Origin of the sequence: Pseudomonas sp. EGD-AK9 (assembly GCF_000465935.2) — a bacterium.
Lineage (GTDB): Bacteria > Pseudomonadota > Gammaproteobacteria > Pseudomonadales > Pseudomonadaceae > Aquipseudomonas.
The window spans coordinates 1-15398 of record NZ_AVOF01000001.1 but is presented as its reverse complement, the minus strand read 5'-3'; the positions used below and the strand labels follow the sequence as shown (position 1 = coordinate 15398).

The window sequence follows — 15398 nt, the reverse complement described above, 5'->3', positions numbered from 1 at the left end:
CCCTACACCAGGCCTTGGTCGATCCAGCTTGCGATGGCCGCCCAGATCACCGACATGGGCAAAGCGAGGGCTTCGGCCAGATCCATCGTCAGTTCCAGCATGGTGCTGTCGTCATCCAGCGCGATGCCGCGCTCGGTGATACCGGCCTTCCACTGCTTCCATAGCGCCATCTCCTGTTCTTCGTTCAGAACCGGATGCCGCCCTCGGCGTTTGGGCAGGCAAATGATGTCGCGGCGCAGGGCGACTTCCTGATGAGTCAGCCCGTAGAACTTGCTGACCATCTCGGTACTGGCCCCCAGGCGCAGCATGCGATCAATCGTGGCGATTTCCTGCTCGATGTCGTGCATCTGGCTGACCAGGCGCCAGAGGACGGCCGTATTGACCGTTACGGAGCACCAGGGCACTTGGGCATTGGCCAGCAGGCTGACCAGTGCCGGCTGCTTCAGGACGTCCAGTTCCCGCTCGCTGAAACCCATCGACTGGCAACGGCGCAGTTGGCCATTGCGCAGGTCGTGCAGCGCCTGTGCAACCACAGCTTGATTAAGCGGATGAGGTGTCGACATGGTTCCCTCCGGCCTGTTTCAGGGGTTGGCCTTACCTGGATTGGCCTCCAGATCCAACAGCCGGCGTGCCAGCCGGATCAGACGGAACATCTTGACCAAGCCGTTATCGCTGAGACGGGGTAGGACGCCTGTATCCCTGACGCCGCCTCCCAGCAACAGTGCCCCCAGGTTGTCCTCCAGGCGCATATCACCCTGATCGGGCGCCGCGTTGTAGGGGCGAATCAAGGCGCGTAACAACGCCAACACCACCTGGCCGAAGGCCGGTGGCAACAAGTCCGCGTGGGATGCACTGCAGGTGAAGCCTATGCCGGTCTCGATCGCTTCGATGCAGTCGATCAGCTCGGCTTGCTCGGCGATCTCCTGGGCGAGTTGGGCGATGTGGATGCGCAGGCGATCGGGCGAGTCCAGTCCCGGCTCGATGTACCAGACGTCGCTGATCGGGAACAGCCCGCCGGCTTGCACCGGAATGGCCTGCAACACCCTGTCCGCGAAGGCCGGCAGCGGCTCGCCGGTATGCTCGGCGAGCAAATGCTGGATGCCTTGCAGGCGCTCGGTATTGTCGGCGGGGGAGACGATATGGCCCTGCAGGCGCGCGTCGGGATCATGATCACCGGAAGAAACGCCTGGCTCGGGTGTCGGCGCTGGGACTAGCGGCGGGGCGGCGTCGTTGTTCGGTTCGGATCCTGAAGCGCCTGCTGCAGTGCCATTGTTCTGAGTGGCATCCGGCGGCGAAGTGACTGCATGCCCAGGTTGAACGACGGTTGCGGTTTCAACCGGCAGCTGGGGTGGACTGGTTACCGCCCGCTGGCGGTGCTCGGTACTGTCGATATCCAGTTCCAGCACGTTGTAGTCGATATGGAGCAGCTCCGACATCTGGCCGATCAACTCGTCCCGGACGCGGCTGGCGGAGAAACTGTCGGGCTGAACATCGAAAGGGGCGAGGACGTCGTGGAACAGTGTCTCGAAGTCGACGGCCAATGCGGTGCCGCTCGCATGCTTTTCCCAGGTGAGTTCGCCGGCTTTGCGCAGTACCGCCAAGCGCTCGACTTGGTGCCGGCCCAAGCCGTTGTACAACACGTTCGGAATGGTTGGCAGCAGATAGCGCACGGTGTCCTGCATGCGGCTGATGTGCGACTGCTGGATGGGATAGCCGTCGGTGCTGAGGCGGCGGGCCAGCTCCGACTGCGACAGCGACTTGCCGCTTTCCAGCTCATAGAGCTCACGGGCTTTTTCAACGCCGAGGGCCCGCTCGATAAACGTCAGGCTGCCGTGTAATTCGTTCTCCGCCAAGTGCCCGGTCAGGGCGACGATTTCGCCGCGCGCCGGCCATGGCCGGAACAGGCAGGAAATGCGGAAGAAGCGTTCGTCCTTGGTCTCCGACCACAGCTCGCGCAGGATCGCCAGGCGGGTGTTGCCGCCGTTGCGAATGATGAAGTGCTCGGCACCGGGGCGGCGGGTAATCGGTGGTGGGGCATCCAGGCCCCGCTCACGGATGGAGGTTTTGATTTCGTCGTACAGGGGATTGCGCGTCAGGCGTGGGTCGAGCTCGTAGGGGCGCAGGTCATCGAGCGTGACCACCATCGGCGTGTCGGTCACCGGGTCGCTCAATGCTTGTGCGGCAGGGCCGGTGCGGGAAAACCCCTCAGCCAGCAATTTACCGGCCATTTCCTCAGGCGTGACAGTCGCCATGACGGCCTCCCTACTTGCTTTGGCCCATCCGGTGGCTGATTGTCGTTGAGCGCGTGAAGATTGGCGGCAGGCCTGGCTTCACAAGCTTCAGCTGCCCTGCAGGCGTCCGGCGAACGTGCCAGCCTTCGCGCAGGGCGAACTCGATCAGCGCCAGCAACCGCGGTTCTTCACGGCAGCGCTCAGCGGTGCTCGACATGTGACGGCCTCCTGCCGACGCGACCGGTCATGCTGGCAAACGACTCCTGCCACTGGGGCAGCAGCTCACTGGCCAAGGCGCGCATGATCTCCAGCGCCGCCGGCGCCTGACGCCCGCTCGGGCGTCGGTACTCGACCCGGTGCACGGGCAGGCACGCGGTTGCCGCCCGCGGGAAGGCTTCGATCGCCGGCAGTTCGCTGTCCAGAATCCGCACCTCGCTGTGCTCACGAAAGATCAGCCGCAGCGTCTGCTGCACCAACCTGGCGTTCGATGAGACGGCGGGCACGCGATTGAGCAGCAGGTGCAGGGGCGGTGGCTGGATGCCCAGATAGCGGTACGGAGCGATGGCATCGATTAGCTGCAGCGTGCCGCGCTGCAGTTCCCGCGCCGCCAGAATCTCCGGGGTGATTGGCGAGACGGCCAGGTCGGCGGCGAGCAGGGCCATCTCCAGCATGACGCTGCGGGCGCCCTGAGTGTCGATCAACACCAGGTCGTAATGCGGCCGAAACAGCAACATCAGGTTGCGCAACCGCAAGCGCCCATCGGCCGCATGCAGCAACAGCGTACCCAACTGTTGGTGCTGGTCGTTGGACAGCACCACGTCCAGGTTCTGCACGGAGGTCTGGGAGATCAACAGCGGCAGCGACTGCTCATTGAATGCCAGTAGCTCATAGATGCCGCCGGCAGCCTGCTGAGTGAGCGCGTAGTAGGACGACAGCGTCGGCTGGACGTCGAGGTCGATCAGCAGAACCCGTCGACCGGCGTCGGCGACAAAGCCGCCCAGGTTGGCGGCAACGGTCGTCTTACCGACCCCACCTTTGGTCGAAATGATGGCGATCACGTGCATGAGCCGCTCCCCGTCCGTAGTGGATCTGCGTCAAACGCGCTCTTTGAGGCGTTCGCTGATCCAGCAGTCGATTTCGACGGAGTCCCAGCCGACGGCACGAATCCCTAGACGCAAGGCCTTGGGGAACTTGCCTTCCTTCATCAAGTTGTAGATGTGGGCGCGCTTGAAGCCGGTTTTGGCTTCCACTTCGGCCCGACGCAGGATGCGATGCTCGGCAATCGCGGTTTGCTCAGTGGACATCGTGGTCACTCCTTTATGCTTGGTAGCACTCGTAAGGGGTGACAGGCAGTAGAAAGGCGTCACTCCATTGGCGCATCAAACAATCGGATCGTGCTGACCACCTGATTTACAAGAACGGCCCTTGGCCGCTCTAACTTCGCACTGCTGTTTGGCATCCGCCGTCCAGCCGATCCGCAAGGCGGGCACTATTGATAGGGCGTCGGGGGTAATCAAGATCGAAAAGGCACAGCCTACTACTGCGCACAGGATGAGGCGGTGAATCCGCACTTCTGGGTCACGGAGGCGACCAAAAAAGTTGGTGGACGATGCCGGTGGCTGTCATCTATTTCTGGGGCTGATTCGGCGGGCATTCGCTGCGCTGCATCGCGTGAAAGGGCACGGGTTCCATGATGGGGCGACCTTAAAGGTCCGACTACCGACGGAAAAAAGACCTTGACGCGCCAGCTCTGGGCCGGATCGGAGTCTGTGAGCCCCCAGATTAGCCGATGGTCACCTCACCAATTTGCCGGGCGCGGTCGATGAATCGGCTGAGGGCCTCAGGGCGTGGCTGATCGAGCAGGGTGATGAACGTCGCTGTGCTCGGTACATCGTCCGTGACAGGGCGGACGATCACATCTGGGTGATTGTAGAGCGTGATTTGCGAGGCCAGGCCAATGCCGATGCCGTAGCCGGCAGCGACCAACATCACCATGGGTTCGTGCCCAGAAACGTATTCGGCATTTGTGGGAAACGGCAAGGTCGCTTCGTAGAACCAGCGATGAATCACGTCGTATCCCCCTGAACACAGCTCTGGATGGCACAGAATCAAAGTGTGCCGAGCCACCTCCTGCAGAGGAATTTTTTCCAAGGAGAGAAGAGGGTGGTTTCGCGGGATGGCAATGATGGGGCGATCGGTCCAAACGACTTCCTTGACCAGCCCAGCGCTGAGCTCGGTATGCACAGTGAAGCCCGCATCAATCTGGTCATGCACCAATGCCCTAACCATCTCGCTGACGGTCATCTCAACGATCTTCACCTCGGTGAGGGGCTCTTCCTCTCGGCAACGTGCCAACAGTTTGGTCAGGTAGGGCTGAGCAAGACTGTCAGTCAGGCCGATGCGTAGCCGGCCGCGATAGCCCTTCTCAGCTGCACGGACACGGCTCTGAGCATCTTCTACGAAGCTGAGTATGCGGCGAGCGTCGTCCTGGAAAACTTCACCGGCCCAAGTCAAACGCATGCCCGCCTTCGTGCGTTGGAATAAGCGGACCCCCAACCCCGACTCCAACTCTCTGATGGCCCGCGACAGGGGGGAGGGTTCGATATGGACTCTGGCTGCCGCCCGCGAAAAGCTCAGCTCTTCGGCGACGACCAGAAAATAGCGCAGATGACGTATCCGCATACAACAGCCTCCGTGCTTGCTCTGCTCCTCTTGGATGGCCCGCAGTAATCCCTCACAAGGGGCGCATGCGATTCCGTCTTCGAAGAGTCCTCTTTGACGCTCCTTGGTGGGCTCCAGCCCCGCCTGGTGATCCCGGGGCGCTCGTGCTGCAATGCGACCGGGACGCTCTACCGCCGCGAGAGGTTGGGCGGTGATGGCACAATAACCCCACTTGATAACGGGATGTACCACCAATGAAAGAAAATGTGCCCAGGCCCCATCGGGCCGGCGAAGGGGGCGCAGCAAGGCTCGTTATCGGCCTCTAGCCGGCTCAAAAGAAAAATTGCTGGCAGGGGTTGCCTGGCTCATCAAACAAGTCCATAATTGCGTCCGCTGCCAAGGCAGTGATTGCGGAAAAGCCTTTTAAATCAAAAGGTTGGAGGCTTGGTTCTAGTCTCGTTTCCCGCTCCAGATTCGCCAGGCTTGCTGCGGCAGGCGGGCAACCAAGTTCCAAGGTCCCCTTCGTCTAGTGGCCTAGGACACCGCCCTTTCACGGCGGTAACAGGGGTTCGAGTCCCCTAGGGGACGCCATTTTCTGTACCAAGTTGTATTGCGGGAATAGCTCAGTTGGTAGAGCACGACCTTGCCAAGGTCGGGGTCGCGAGTTCGAGTCTCGTTTCCCGCTCCAAATTATGATCTACAGGCATCCAACACAGTCTGAAGATCGTTGAAAAAAGGGCCTTACGGCCCTTTTTTCGTTTCAGCGATAGCTAGCGGAATCTGCCCCCGGCCAGGTGTTTAAAGTCCACCTCTGCGGGGCGTGGTTTCCGGATGGTTGCCGGAAGAGTGCGGCCGGCGAGGCAAGCATCGGGTCCGGACTCTTGTTCAGGAGTTCGTTCATGGCACTTGCTGGTGTCGCCGTCCGGCAGGCCCGCCCCACCGGCGCAGACTATCCCCCCTGACGTTGACGGCCTTTCTTTGGCGATATCCGCCAGGATTGACCGCAAGCAGAAGCTCCGGGTTGTCCGTTTGGCCATGGAGAACAGCTGGCTCGCCACCCCAGGCTGAACCTCAAGGACGGGCGGCAAAGCACGCGCATCCTCGACAAGAACCTGCTGCCTGCCCTGGGCGCCCTAACGGCGCGCACCGTCGAGTGCTTCCACGCTAACCAGCGGGTGGCCAGTCGCTCGCGGCACGCTTCCAGCACAGCAGCTTCCGTTCCGTCTGGCGCAGGAATGCCGCTGGTGCCTGGTGTGTGCTGTTCGACGATGATGGAGCGCTCGGGAGCTGAATCCGCGCCCGCCTTCTGAGCTAGATAAGTCGCTTGACTTCTAGCCTGCCAAGCGCAGACTTTGTCAAGTATTGCAACAGTCCCCTTGGGCTTGGCTGGATTTGGTTGTCTGGCGCTTGCCGTGCCGCGCTTGCCGTTCGACTGGCGAGGCATGCTGCAGCTGGCGCTGGATTCTCAGGAAACCAATAAGCAGTACAAGATGTCCTTCGACGTTCCCGGTGTCGAAGAAAAGGACTTCCAGATCACGCCCGACAACGACCTGCCGATGGTGCGAGGTGAAAGCGCCAGGAGCTGGAGAAGAAGGAAGGCGGCTTCCCTCGTGTCGAACGCCCCTACGGCAGTTTCCAGCGTGCACTGAACCTGCCTGACGATGCCAACCAGGATTCGAAGCGCGAAGCAAGTGCACCTAAGCACGGCCGTTCGATTCCGATTGGCAGCTAACTCGGAAAGTCCCTTGCGGTCGCCACGAAATCCCACCAGGAGACGAGGTGCCGCGGCCTGCTGCGCCTCGTCATCCGAATGACCCGAGGAGCGTCCGCATGGCCAGGAAACAGTGCCAAATCTGCGGCCAACCCGCCACCGCGCGGGTGGAAGCCAATCTCAATGGTCGCCGCACCACCATGCTGTTGTGTGACGATCACTACCGCCAACTGGTGCGCCAGCAAAAACGCGCCATTTCCCCGCTGGAAGCCCTTTTCGGCTCGCGCAGCGGCTTGTTCGAAGATTTTCTGGGCAGCGATTTCTTCCGCATCGGAGAAGAGTCGGCACCGGCTGCAGCCGATGCCGATGAAGTGGTCGATGCGTCGTTTGGCGAACCAGCCTCCACAGCGTCGGGCACGCCGCGCCGTCGCGGTAGCGGGTTGGCCAGCCGCATCAGCGAGCACTCCGAGGCCCTGTTGCAGGAAGCCGCCAAGCATGCCGCGGACTTCGGTCGCTCCGAAGTCGATACGGAACACCTGCTGCTGGCGCTGGCCGACAGCGATGTGATCAAGACCATCCTGAGCCAGTTCAAGATCAAGGTCGATGACCTCAAACGCCAGATCGAAGCCGAAGCCAAGCGCGGCGACAAGCCGTTCGAAGGCGAGATCGGCGTGTCGCCACGGGTGAAGGATGCGCTCAGTCGCGCCTTCGTCGCCTCCAATGAATTAGGACACTCCTACGTCGGGCCCGAGCACTTCCTGATCGGCCTGGCCGAAGAGGGCGAGGGGCTGGCCGCCAACTTGCTGCGCCGCTATGGCCTCACGCCGCAGGCCCTGCGTCAGCAGGTAAACAAGGTGGTCGGCAAAGGGGCGGAGGATGGCCGCGCCGAGACGCCGACCAATACGCCGGAGCTCGACAAGTATTCGCGCGATCTCACCAAGATGGCCCATGCGGGCAAGCTGGATCCGGTCATCGGCCGTGCGCAGGAAATCGAAACCACCATCGAGGTGCTGGCGCGGCGCAAGAAGAACAACCCCGTATTGATCGGCGAGCCTGGCGTGGGCAAGACCGCCATCGTCGAGGGATTGGCACAGCGTATGGTGGCTGGCGAGGTGCCCGAGACGCTGCGCGACAAGCGCCTGGTCGAGCTGAACATCAATTCCATGGTGGCCGGCGCGAAGTACCGTGGCGAGTTCGAGGAACGCGTGCAGAAGGTGCTGAAGGAGATCTCCGAGCACCAGGGCGAGATGATCCTCTTCATCGACGAGGTGCACACCATCGTGGGTGCCGGCCAGGGCGGTGGCGAAGGCGGGTTGGACGTGGCCAACGTCTTCAAGCCGATGATGGCGCGCGGTGAGCTGAACCTGATCGGCGCGACGACGCTCAACGAGTACCAGAAGTACATCGAGAAGGACGCCGCGCTGGAGCGGCGCTTCCAGCCGGTCATGGTGCCCGAGCCAACGGTGGCGCAGACCATCATGATCCTGCGCGGCCTGCGCGATACCTTCGAAGCGCACCACAAGGTCAGCATCACCGAGGACGCGATCATCGCGGCCGCCGAGCTGTCCGATCGCTACGTCACCGCGCGCTTTTTGCCGGACAAGGCCATCGATCTGCTCGATCAGGCTGCCGCCCGCGTGAAGCTGTCGGCGACGGCCCGCCCCGTTGCGGTGCAGGAGTCGGAGGCCGAACTGCACCAGTTGCGCCGGGAGCAGGACTACCTGGCTTCCCGCAAGCAATACGACAATGCGGCGGAGGTCGGCAAGCGCATCGAAACCAAGGAAGCCGAACTCAAGACGCAGGTCGAGGACTGGGAACGCGAGCGCGGCTCGGGCAGCGCCGAAGTCAAGGCGGAACACGTGGCGCAGATCGTCTCGCGCCTGACCGGCATCCCGGTCAATGAGCTGACGGTGGAGGAGCGCGAGAAGCTGCTGCACCTGGAGCAGCGGCTGCACGAGCGCCTGGTGGGGCAGGACGAGGCGGTACGCGCGGTGGCGGATGCGGTGCGGCTGTCGCGCGCGGGTCTGCGCGAAGGCAGCAAGCCCGTGGCCACGTTCCTGTTCCTGGGCCCCACCGGCGTCGGCAAGACCGAACTCGCCAAGGCGCTGGCCGAATCCGTCTACGGCAACGAGGGCGCCCTGTTGCGCATCGACATGTCGGAGTACGGCGAGCGTCATACCGTGGCGCGGCTGGTGGGTGCTCCGCCGGGCTACGTCGGCTATGACGAAGGCGGCCAGCTCACGGAGAAGGTCCGTCGCAAGCCCTACAGCGTGCTGCTGCTCGACGAGATCGAGAAGGCCCACCCCGACGTCTACAACATCCTGTTGCAGGTGTTCGACGACGGGCGGCTCACCGACGGCAAGGGTCGCGTGGTGGACTTCACCAACACCATCATCATCGCCACCTCCAACCTGGGATCCGACATCATTCAGCGCCGGCTGAAGGCGCGCGGAGCGGCCGGCGAGGAGTACGAGAAGACCAAGGCAGAGGTGATGGACGTGCTGCGCGGGCACTTCCGCCCCGAGTTCCTCAACCGCATCGACGAGCTCATCGTCTTCCATGCGCTGGGCAGGGAGGAGATCCGCCACATCGTCGGCCTGCAACTCGATCGCGTGGCCCGCAATGCCGCGAGCCAGGGGGTGACCCTGACGTTCGATGGGACGCTGGTCGATCACTTCGCGGAAGAAGGTTACAAGCCCGAATTCGGTGCCCGCGAGCTCAAACGGCTGATTCGCAGCGAGCTGGAAACGGCACTGGCGCGCGAGATGCTCGGCGGCGGCATCGGCAAGGGTGATCATGCCTGTGCACGTTGGGACGACAAGGCGGAGCGGGTCGCCTTCGACCGCAAGCCAGCCGCTGCGGCCAGCGCCGAAGCCCCCGCCGAATCTGCGCAACCGTCGGGCTCGTCCAAGGAGCCGAGCAAGGGGGCGCGCAAGAAGAAGTCCGAAAGTGGTAAAGCATGAAGCGCGGGGCTGCCCTGATCCTGAACATTCGAGACGGGCCGCCCGTGCGTTCTCTTTGATGCGCCGGGCACCTCTCGGGTCGAGCCCGGCCTATCCAAGTACGACGTTCCCTGTGCGCGCGGGGTGGAGCACCTGGCTGCGCGACCTCCTGTCGTGACGACCTGGCGTGGCTGCCGACATCGCCCGCGACATGCTCACGCGCTTCGGCATGGACGAAGGCCTGGGCTGGCGCAAGAGGCGCTGCGGCCGCGATTTCTCGTAGGAATGGCCTGTTTCTGAAGGAGTGGCGCATGAGCAACAGCAATCAGACCGGGACGACACTCGAACGACTCCGTCGTGAATGGGCGGTGATGACGTTTTACGAGCGCTTCGAGCAGGCCGTCGCCATCATCCTTTCAGCGGTGATCGCGGTGATTATCCTGGTGTCGCTGGTGCAGCTGATTCACATTGTCTTCAGCCTGCTGATCATCGATGCATTCAATCCGCTCGACCACAAGATCTTCCAGACTGTGTTCGGCATGATCATGACGCTCCTGATCGCGATGGAATTCAAGCATTCCATCGTGCGCGTGGCCTTGCGCCGTGACAGCATCATTCAGGTCAAGACGGTCATCCTGATCGGGTTGATCGCGCTGTCCCGCAAGTTCGTGGTCCTGGATCCCGATGTCAGTCCGGCCAAAGTCGCGGCGCTGGCTGGCGCCACCCTGGCCCTGGGTCTGACCTACTGGCTGTTGCGTGAGCGCGATGACCGCATTGCCTAGGACGCCATGCCTGACAGCGAGTGGCCCAGGCGACAAACGTCAATTCTGGCCACGGCATCGCTTGAGCAGCCAGATAGCGCTGCCGGTTTGGACTTTGATCGGTATCGCCGCACTCGCCGGCGGCCTTTTACTCGGCGAAAGGGGGCTGTGGATCGCCCCGGGAGCAAGCCTACTTGCCTTGTTATTCGAATCGGCGGCAGCTGCGGCGCCGACGCTGAAATTGTATGGCGCACGTGCCATCCGGTCGGGTGAAGCACCCGAAATCGGGGCTGTACGAACGTTTACCTGTAACCGCTCCTGACATGGGCTGAGGGTCAAGGCTATGGCCGCTGAAGGCAACGCAGGACAATTATTGGGTGTCATCACGTTGCTCGCTGCGGCCGTGGTGGCAGTGCCGCTGCTCAAACGCATCGGGTTCGGCTCGGTGCTGGGTTACCTGGTGGCGGGGATGATGATTGGCCCCTTCGGACTGCAATTGATCCATGACCCCCACACCATCATTCAGGTGGGCGAGCTGGGTGTGGTGATGTTTCTTTTTGTGATTGGACTGGAGCTGAAACCCTCGCACCTGTGGGAGCTGCGTGGGCAGATCTTTGGGCTGGGCAGCCTGCAGGTGGTGGTCTGTGCCTTTCTGCTCACCTTTGTCGGTATGGCCTTTGGTTTCCCCTGGCAGGTGTCGTTTGTGTGCGCAGCCGGTTTTGTACTCACATCCACGGCCTTGGTTATGCAAGTCCTCTCGGAACGCGGTGACATAACCGAGCCGAGGGGGCAGCGCATCGTGTCCATTTTGCTGTTTGAAGATTTTTTGATCGTGCCGTTACTGGCGGTGGTGGCATTTCTGGCGCCCACTGAATTGGTGCATGAACCCACTTCACCCCTTTGGCAGCGCATAGGTATCGCCGCCCTGTCCCTGGGCGCACTGGCGGCCATCGGATTGTGGCTGCTCAATCCGCTGTTTCGGATATTGGCCCAGGCCCGGGCGCGCGAGGTGATGACCGCCGCCGCGCTACTGGTGGTGCTGGGGGCAGCGCTGCTGATGGAAATCGGCGGGCTTTCAATGGCGATGGGGGCGTTCGTTGCCGGCGTGCTGCTGTCGGAATCCACCTTCCGCCACCAGTTGGAGGCCGACATAGAGCCGTTTCGCGGCCTGCTGCTGGGGCTGTTTTTCCTCGGCGTCGGCATGGCCTTGGATCTGCAAGTGGTGGCCACGAACTGGATGCTCATCACCTCTGGTCTGCTGGCGCTGATGCTGGTCAAGGCGCTGTGCATTTATGCGGTCGCGCGCCTCGCGAAGAGCCCCCATGGCGACGCGCTGGATCGCGCCGTGCTTATGGCGCAGGGGGGCGAATTTGCTTTTGTGCTGTTTGCCGAAGCGCTGAAACTCAGGGTCATCAGTCCCGAAGTCAACGCCAATATGACGGCTATCGTGGTGCTCTCCATGGCCATTACGCCGGTGGCCTTACTGCTGTACAGACGTTTTGCCCGAGCACAGAGCGTTTCCATGGACGGTGTGGAAACCGCACAGAATCTGCAAGGCAATGTACTCATCATCGGTTTTGGCCGCGTGGGCCAGATTGCCTGCCAGGCACCCCTCGCTCAGGGAGCGAAACTTTCCATTATCGAGATAGATCCGGAGGTGATCCGCGCCGTGGAGCCCTATGGTTTCAAGGTCTATTACGGTGATGGTGCCCGCCATGAAATATTGCAGGCTGCCGGTGCCCATCACGCCCGCGCCATCATTATTTGTGTGGATGATAAAAAAGCCGCGACACGCATAGTCGAAAGTACGCGGCACTACTGCCCGCAGGTGAAGTTGGTGGTGCGTGCCTTTGACCGCGAGCACGCGCTGGAGCTGGTCAAGCACGACGCCGACTACATAGTGCGGGAAACCTTTGAGGCCGCCCTGCTGCTAGGCCGTCAGGCCGTGCTGACGCTGGGTGCGTCGGAACTCGAAGCCGACGCGGTAACCGACGAAGTGCGCAAACGCGATGCCGAACGTTTTGCCCTGGAAACAGCGGGTGGTCTGTTTGCCGGGCGAGCGTTGGTACTGGGAAACATCGAGCATATCGAACCGCCGAACCAAGAAGCGCGGGATGCCCAGTGAGCATTCATTCGGGATCGCATAGCTCTGTCGCCGTCGACCGTCTCGCCGTGTATCGCCGCCTTGCAGCGGGGGCAACGGGTGACCTCGCAACGCATCGCCCCCGGACTATCACAAACGCCCTGAGCGGCGTTCCGGGTGGCCTTGATAACGCTGATTTGATATCCGCTCGCAAGGATTTCTTTCAGCTCCTCAACATCTTTTGAAATAGGTAGGAGGGCGCATGTTCACTCCGAATTCCATTCCCTATCAGCGACAACCTGGCTTTCAGCGCACTTACCGCCAAGGCCGCCTGACCCTGGGTCTTTTCTTCCCCCTCGAAGCCTTTGCCGGTGATACGCCGAGCATGCTCGACCAGGCGAGCCTGGCCCAACGTGCCGACAAGCTGGGTTTCTCTGCTCTCTGGTTTCGCGACGTGCCGTTACGTGACCCCAGTTTCGGTGATTCGGGTCAGGTCTTCGATCCTTGGGTCTACCTGGGTTTTATGGCGGCACACACACACTCGATTGCGCTGGGTACCGCCTCGATCATCCTGCCAATCCGCAATCCCCTGCACACCGCCAAGGCCGCTACCAGTGTCGATCAGCTCAGCGGTGGTCGCCTGTTACTCGGTGTGGCTTCCGGTGACCGGCCGGTGGAGTTTCCCGCATTCGGTGTCGACCCGGAGCAACGCGACAGTCTGTTCCGCGAATACCTTCAGGTATTTCGCGAGGTTCAGCGCAGCAGTTTCGTGCCTTTGACCTGGTCCGGCGGCACGCTTGAGGGGGCGGATCTGATTCCCAAGCCGACCACGGCGGAAATTCCTTTCTTTGTCACCGGCCATAGCCGCCAGACGCTGGAATGGATCGCCCGCTACAGTCATGGCTGGATCAGTTATCCGCGCGCCCCGAAGACGCAGCAGCTGATTGTCGATAACTGGCGCACTGCGGTTCGTGCCGAATGTGGTGAGCTGTTCAAGCCCTTCACCCAGTCGCTATACATCGATCTGACGGATAACCCGCAGACACCGCCACGACCGATTCACCTGGGCTATCAATTAGGGCGATATCACCTGATCTCGCTGCTGCAAAGCTTGCAGGAGATCGGCGTTAACCATGTGATCATCAATCTGAAGTACGGCCAACGCCCTGCAGGCGAGGTGATCGAGGAACTCGGTCAGTTCGTTCTGCCCAACTTCGTCCTGGCAACATGAGGCGGCATGCTGCTGGAAAGCTACGACCCGCTGACAGCCGTCGTCGGCACCTGGGGCAATCCCTATCGACGAGGGGCGGCCGATCCCTGGTAAAGCGCGGGGGAGGGGCTCAAGTACCGCCCAGGGAGAGCCACGCCAGATGACCAGGACCTAGTCAAAGAAGGCCAGGGTGCGAACCTCGATACTCTCGCGCGGCGGGGCTCCCGGCGGCGTATTGGGGTCCTGGAAGGCGGTGTGGGGGGTGAAGCGGGCGCGGCCGTCGTGACGCGAGTCATACCCCTTGATCAGCAAGACTTCGTCACGGCGCATGTCCGGAAAATAGTACCAGCGCTGGTGCGGATTGTAGGCCAGGTGGTAGATCTCACCGATCCGATCCGGATAGACCAGGTCGGTGGCCAGCAGGTCATTGGGGTCTAGCGTCGAGGCGTCCAGCACGGCCAGCGGCGAGCGCTTGACGGGCCCGCTCATCGGGCGCCAGAGGTTGATCTGAGCCACTGGCATCGCTGCCAGTGCGGCGGCCTGATCCCCGCCCAGCACGTCGCGGACACGCTCAGGCCCCGAGCGCTCGGTGTAGTCATTGTGCACACGGCTGGCTGGCCCACGAATATCCCGCCGCTCGGCGTCGCTGCGCCTGGTGTGGTCGAAGACGACGACCCGACTCGCGCCCGTCAACTCCATGATCACGGCCTTGACCTCGTCGTAGTAGAGGTTTTCCACCGAGGTATCGTCGTAGAGGTCGGCGACCAGCGTATCCCGGCGATGGAATTCAAAGCCCTGCTTGTCCAGAGAAAGGCTGTCTGCCAACGGACGACCGTTGTGTATCGTGACCTCGCGCTCCTCCTGCTCGGCAAAGTAGTGCGGTTCGCTGTCGCCGGTCAGCGCCTCGGTGTGCACATAGGGCTTCGCATCGTGCTTGACCAGGTAGGTGAGTGTTGCGATGACGCTAGCGGGCATATCAGTTGTGCGTTTCAAGTAATGCCTCCCAGTCTGCTGACCGCGCCCGGTGTGGTGTCACCGTGGCTGCGCTGTAGCTTGCATGTAGGCTCCCTCGCTCAATCATATGCCCTCGAACGGGTACTTTTAAATGCGCCCGTAGCGCTCCAACCCTGACTCCAGTTCCTTGATGGCGCGTGAAAAGGGCGATTCAGTGCCGGGGGCTGTCGGTGGACAGGGCCAGCAGCTGCTTTTCCTGGTTCCAGTCGAACGGCTCGTCGTTCTGCTCGGCCTCGAAGCGGCGCTCGTCGAGGGCCTGGTACAGGGCGATTTCCTCGTCGGGCATGAAGTGCAGGCAGTCGCCGCCGAAGAACCACAGCAGGTCGCGCGGCACCAGGTGGGCGATCTGCGGGTAGCGATGGAAGATCTGGCTGATCAGGTCCTGGCCCAGGTACTGGCTGGACACCGGGTCGCGCGGCAGCTCGGCGAGCAGCTCGTCGTAGCGCTCGAGAAACAGCGCGTGGCTGTCGTCCAGGACCTGCTCGGCTTCGCCCAGGGCGACCAGGATGCCGCGCAGATGGTTGAGCAGGGCGAGGTGGTGTTCGAGGTGGCTGGCCATGGTGCGATTCCTGTTGGGTAAAACGGGCGCAGGAGTATAGAGAGCCTGGCGCCCGCTGTCCCGTTTGGGCTTAGGCAACCGTGGGAGGCGCTTTAGCGGCGATGACACCCCTCCCACAGTTCGCGTGGCTTAGCGCACCTTGCCGCGGCCGAGCTTGAGCTCCTCCTTGGCGAAGTCGTCGACGTCGATCACCCGCCGGCGCGCCGCTTCGGCGGCCTGCAGGCGC

General features: G+C 62.2%; 12 protein-coding genes, 2 tRNA genes and 1 pseudogene. 7 read left to right on the top strand and 8 right to left on the bottom strand.

Features of this window, described 5'->3' with window-relative positions:
- Nucleotides 1–2: 2 nt before the first annotated feature.
- The 6 genes from N878_RS00075 to N878_RS00050 form a co-directional block, all read right to left on the bottom strand.
- Nucleotides 3–563 carry a DUF2857 domain-containing protein gene (locus N878_RS00075; protein ID WP_031302451.1) on the bottom strand — a complete coding sequence of 187 codons (561 nt, stop codon included), beginning with the start codon at nucleotides 561–563 and terminating at the stop codon, nucleotides 3–5.
- An 18-nt stretch (nucleotides 564–581) separates the two neighbouring features.
- Nucleotides 582–2252 (bottom strand): ParB family protein, encoded by a 1671-nt coding sequence (locus N878_RS00070; RefSeq protein ID WP_031302449.1) that lies wholly within the window; start codon nucleotides 2250–2252, stop codon nucleotides 582–584.
- 10 nt (nucleotides 2253–2262) lie between these two features.
- Nucleotides 2263–2448: a hypothetical protein gene (locus N878_RS00065; protein WP_021441653.1), complete on the bottom strand. Its 186-nt coding sequence runs from the start codon at nucleotides 2446–2448 to the stop codon at nucleotides 2263–2265.
- Nucleotides 2432–3295, bottom strand: a complete 864-nt coding sequence (locus tag N878_RS00060) for a ParA family protein (protein WP_021441652.1) — start codon at nucleotides 3293–3295, stop codon at nucleotides 2432–2434. The genes N878_RS00065 and N878_RS00060 overlap by 17 nt, the downstream gene beginning before the upstream one ends.
- A 30-nt stretch (nucleotides 3296–3325) precedes the next feature.
- Nucleotides 3326–3535, bottom strand: a complete 210-nt coding sequence (locus N878_RS00055; RefSeq protein ID WP_021441651.1) for an AlpA family transcriptional regulator — start codon at nucleotides 3533–3535, stop codon at nucleotides 3326–3328.
- 478 nt (nucleotides 3536–4013) lie between these two features.
- Nucleotides 4014–4913, bottom strand: coding sequence for a LysR family transcriptional regulator (locus tag N878_RS00050; RefSeq protein ID WP_021441650.1), 900 nt, complete (start codon nucleotides 4911–4913; stop codon nucleotides 4014–4016).
- A gap of 494 nt (nucleotides 4914–5407) precedes the next feature.
- On the opposite strand from N878_RS00050, the gene N878_RS00045 reads away from it, so the two are divergent.
- The 7 genes and pseudogenes from N878_RS00045 (at nucleotide 5408) to N878_RS00015 (ending at nucleotide 13620) form a co-directional block, all read left to right on the top strand.
- Nucleotides 5408–5483: transfer RNA gene (locus N878_RS00045), tRNA-Glu, on the top strand.
- 21 nt (nucleotides 5484–5504) lie between these two features.
- A tRNA-Gly gene (locus N878_RS00040) sits at nucleotides 5505–5580 on the top strand.
- Between the two features lie 700 nt (nucleotides 5581–6280).
- Nucleotides 6281–6624, top strand: a pseudogene (locus N878_RS00035) (Hsp20/alpha crystallin family protein); the annotation flags it as partial.
- 98 nt (nucleotides 6625–6722) lie between these two features.
- Nucleotides 6723–9566, top strand: coding sequence for a heat shock survival AAA family ATPase ClpK (gene clpK, locus N878_RS00030; RefSeq protein WP_021441648.1), 2844 nt, complete (start codon nucleotides 6723–6725; stop codon nucleotides 9564–9566).
- A 290-nt stretch (nucleotides 9567–9856) separates the two neighbouring features.
- Nucleotides 9857–10327, top strand: a complete 471-nt coding sequence (locus N878_RS00025; protein WP_021441646.1) for a phosphate-starvation-inducible PsiE family protein — start codon at nucleotides 9857–9859, stop codon at nucleotides 10325–10327.
- 322 nt (nucleotides 10328–10649) lie between these two features.
- Nucleotides 10650–12431, top strand: coding sequence for a monovalent cation:proton antiporter-2 (CPA2) family protein (locus N878_RS00020; protein WP_031302447.1), 1782 nt, complete (start codon nucleotides 10650–10652; stop codon nucleotides 12429–12431).
- A gap of 220 nt (nucleotides 12432–12651) precedes the next feature.
- Nucleotides 12652–13620 carry an LLM class oxidoreductase gene (locus tag N878_RS00015; RefSeq protein WP_021441644.1) on the top strand — a complete coding sequence of 323 codons (969 nt, stop codon included), beginning with the start codon at nucleotides 12652–12654 and terminating at the stop codon, nucleotides 13618–13620.
- Nucleotides 13621–13770: 150 nt separating this feature from the next.
- Here N878_RS00015 and N878_RS00010 read toward each other — a convergent pair whose 3' ends face one another.
- Together N878_RS00010 and N878_RS00005 are read right to left on the bottom strand one after the other, a co-directional pair.
- Nucleotides 13771–14592 (bottom strand): CmcJ/NvfI family oxidoreductase, encoded by an 822-nt coding sequence (locus N878_RS00010; protein WP_051365789.1) that lies wholly within the window; start codon nucleotides 14590–14592, stop codon nucleotides 13771–13773.
- Nucleotides 14593–14764: 172 nt separating this feature from the next.
- Nucleotides 14765–15172 carry a PA2817 family protein gene (locus N878_RS00005; RefSeq protein WP_021441642.1) on the bottom strand — a complete coding sequence of 136 codons (408 nt, stop codon included), beginning with the start codon at nucleotides 15170–15172 and terminating at the stop codon, nucleotides 14765–14767.
- Nucleotides 15173–15398: the final 226 nt, after the last annotated feature.

Excerpts from the sequence above, each read along its gene's own strand:
- N878_RS00075 (WP_031302451.1), bottom strand. The coding sequence starts at position 563 with ATGTCGACACCTCATCCGCTTAATCAAGCTGTGGTTGCACAGGCGCTG.
- N878_RS00070 (WP_031302449.1), bottom strand. The coding sequence starts at position 2,252 with ATGGCGACTGTCACGCCTGAGGAAATGGCCGGTAAATTGCTGGCTGAG.
- N878_RS00065 (WP_021441653.1), bottom strand. The coding sequence starts at position 2,448 with ATGTCGAGCACCGCTGAGCGCTGCCGTGAAGAACCGCGGTTGCTGGCG.
- N878_RS00060 (WP_021441652.1), bottom strand. The coding sequence starts at position 3,295 with ATGCACGTGATCGCCATCATTTCGACCAAAGGTGGGGTCGGTAAGACG.
- N878_RS00055 (WP_021441651.1), bottom strand. The coding sequence starts at position 3,535 with ATGTCCACTGAGCAAACCGCGATTGCCGAGCATCGCATCCTGCGTCGG.
- N878_RS00050 (WP_021441650.1), bottom strand. The coding sequence starts at position 4,913 with ATGCGGATACGTCATCTGCGCTATTTTCTGGTCGTCGCCGAAGAGCTG.
- clpK (WP_021441648.1), top strand. The coding sequence starts at position 6,723 with ATGGCCAGGAAACAGTGCCAAATCTGCGGCCAACCCGCCACCGCGCGG.
- N878_RS00025 (WP_021441646.1), top strand. The coding sequence starts at position 9,857 with ATGAGCAACAGCAATCAGACCGGGACGACACTCGAACGACTCCGTCGT.
- N878_RS00020 (WP_031302447.1), top strand. The coding sequence starts at position 10,650 with ATGGCCGCTGAAGGCAACGCAGGACAATTATTGGGTGTCATCACGTTG.
- N878_RS00015 (WP_021441644.1), top strand. The coding sequence starts at position 12,652 with ATGTTCACTCCGAATTCCATTCCCTATCAGCGACAACCTGGCTTTCAG.
- N878_RS00005 (WP_021441642.1), bottom strand. The coding sequence starts at position 15,172 with ATGGCCAGCCACCTCGAACACCACCTCGCCCTGCTCAACCATCTGCGC.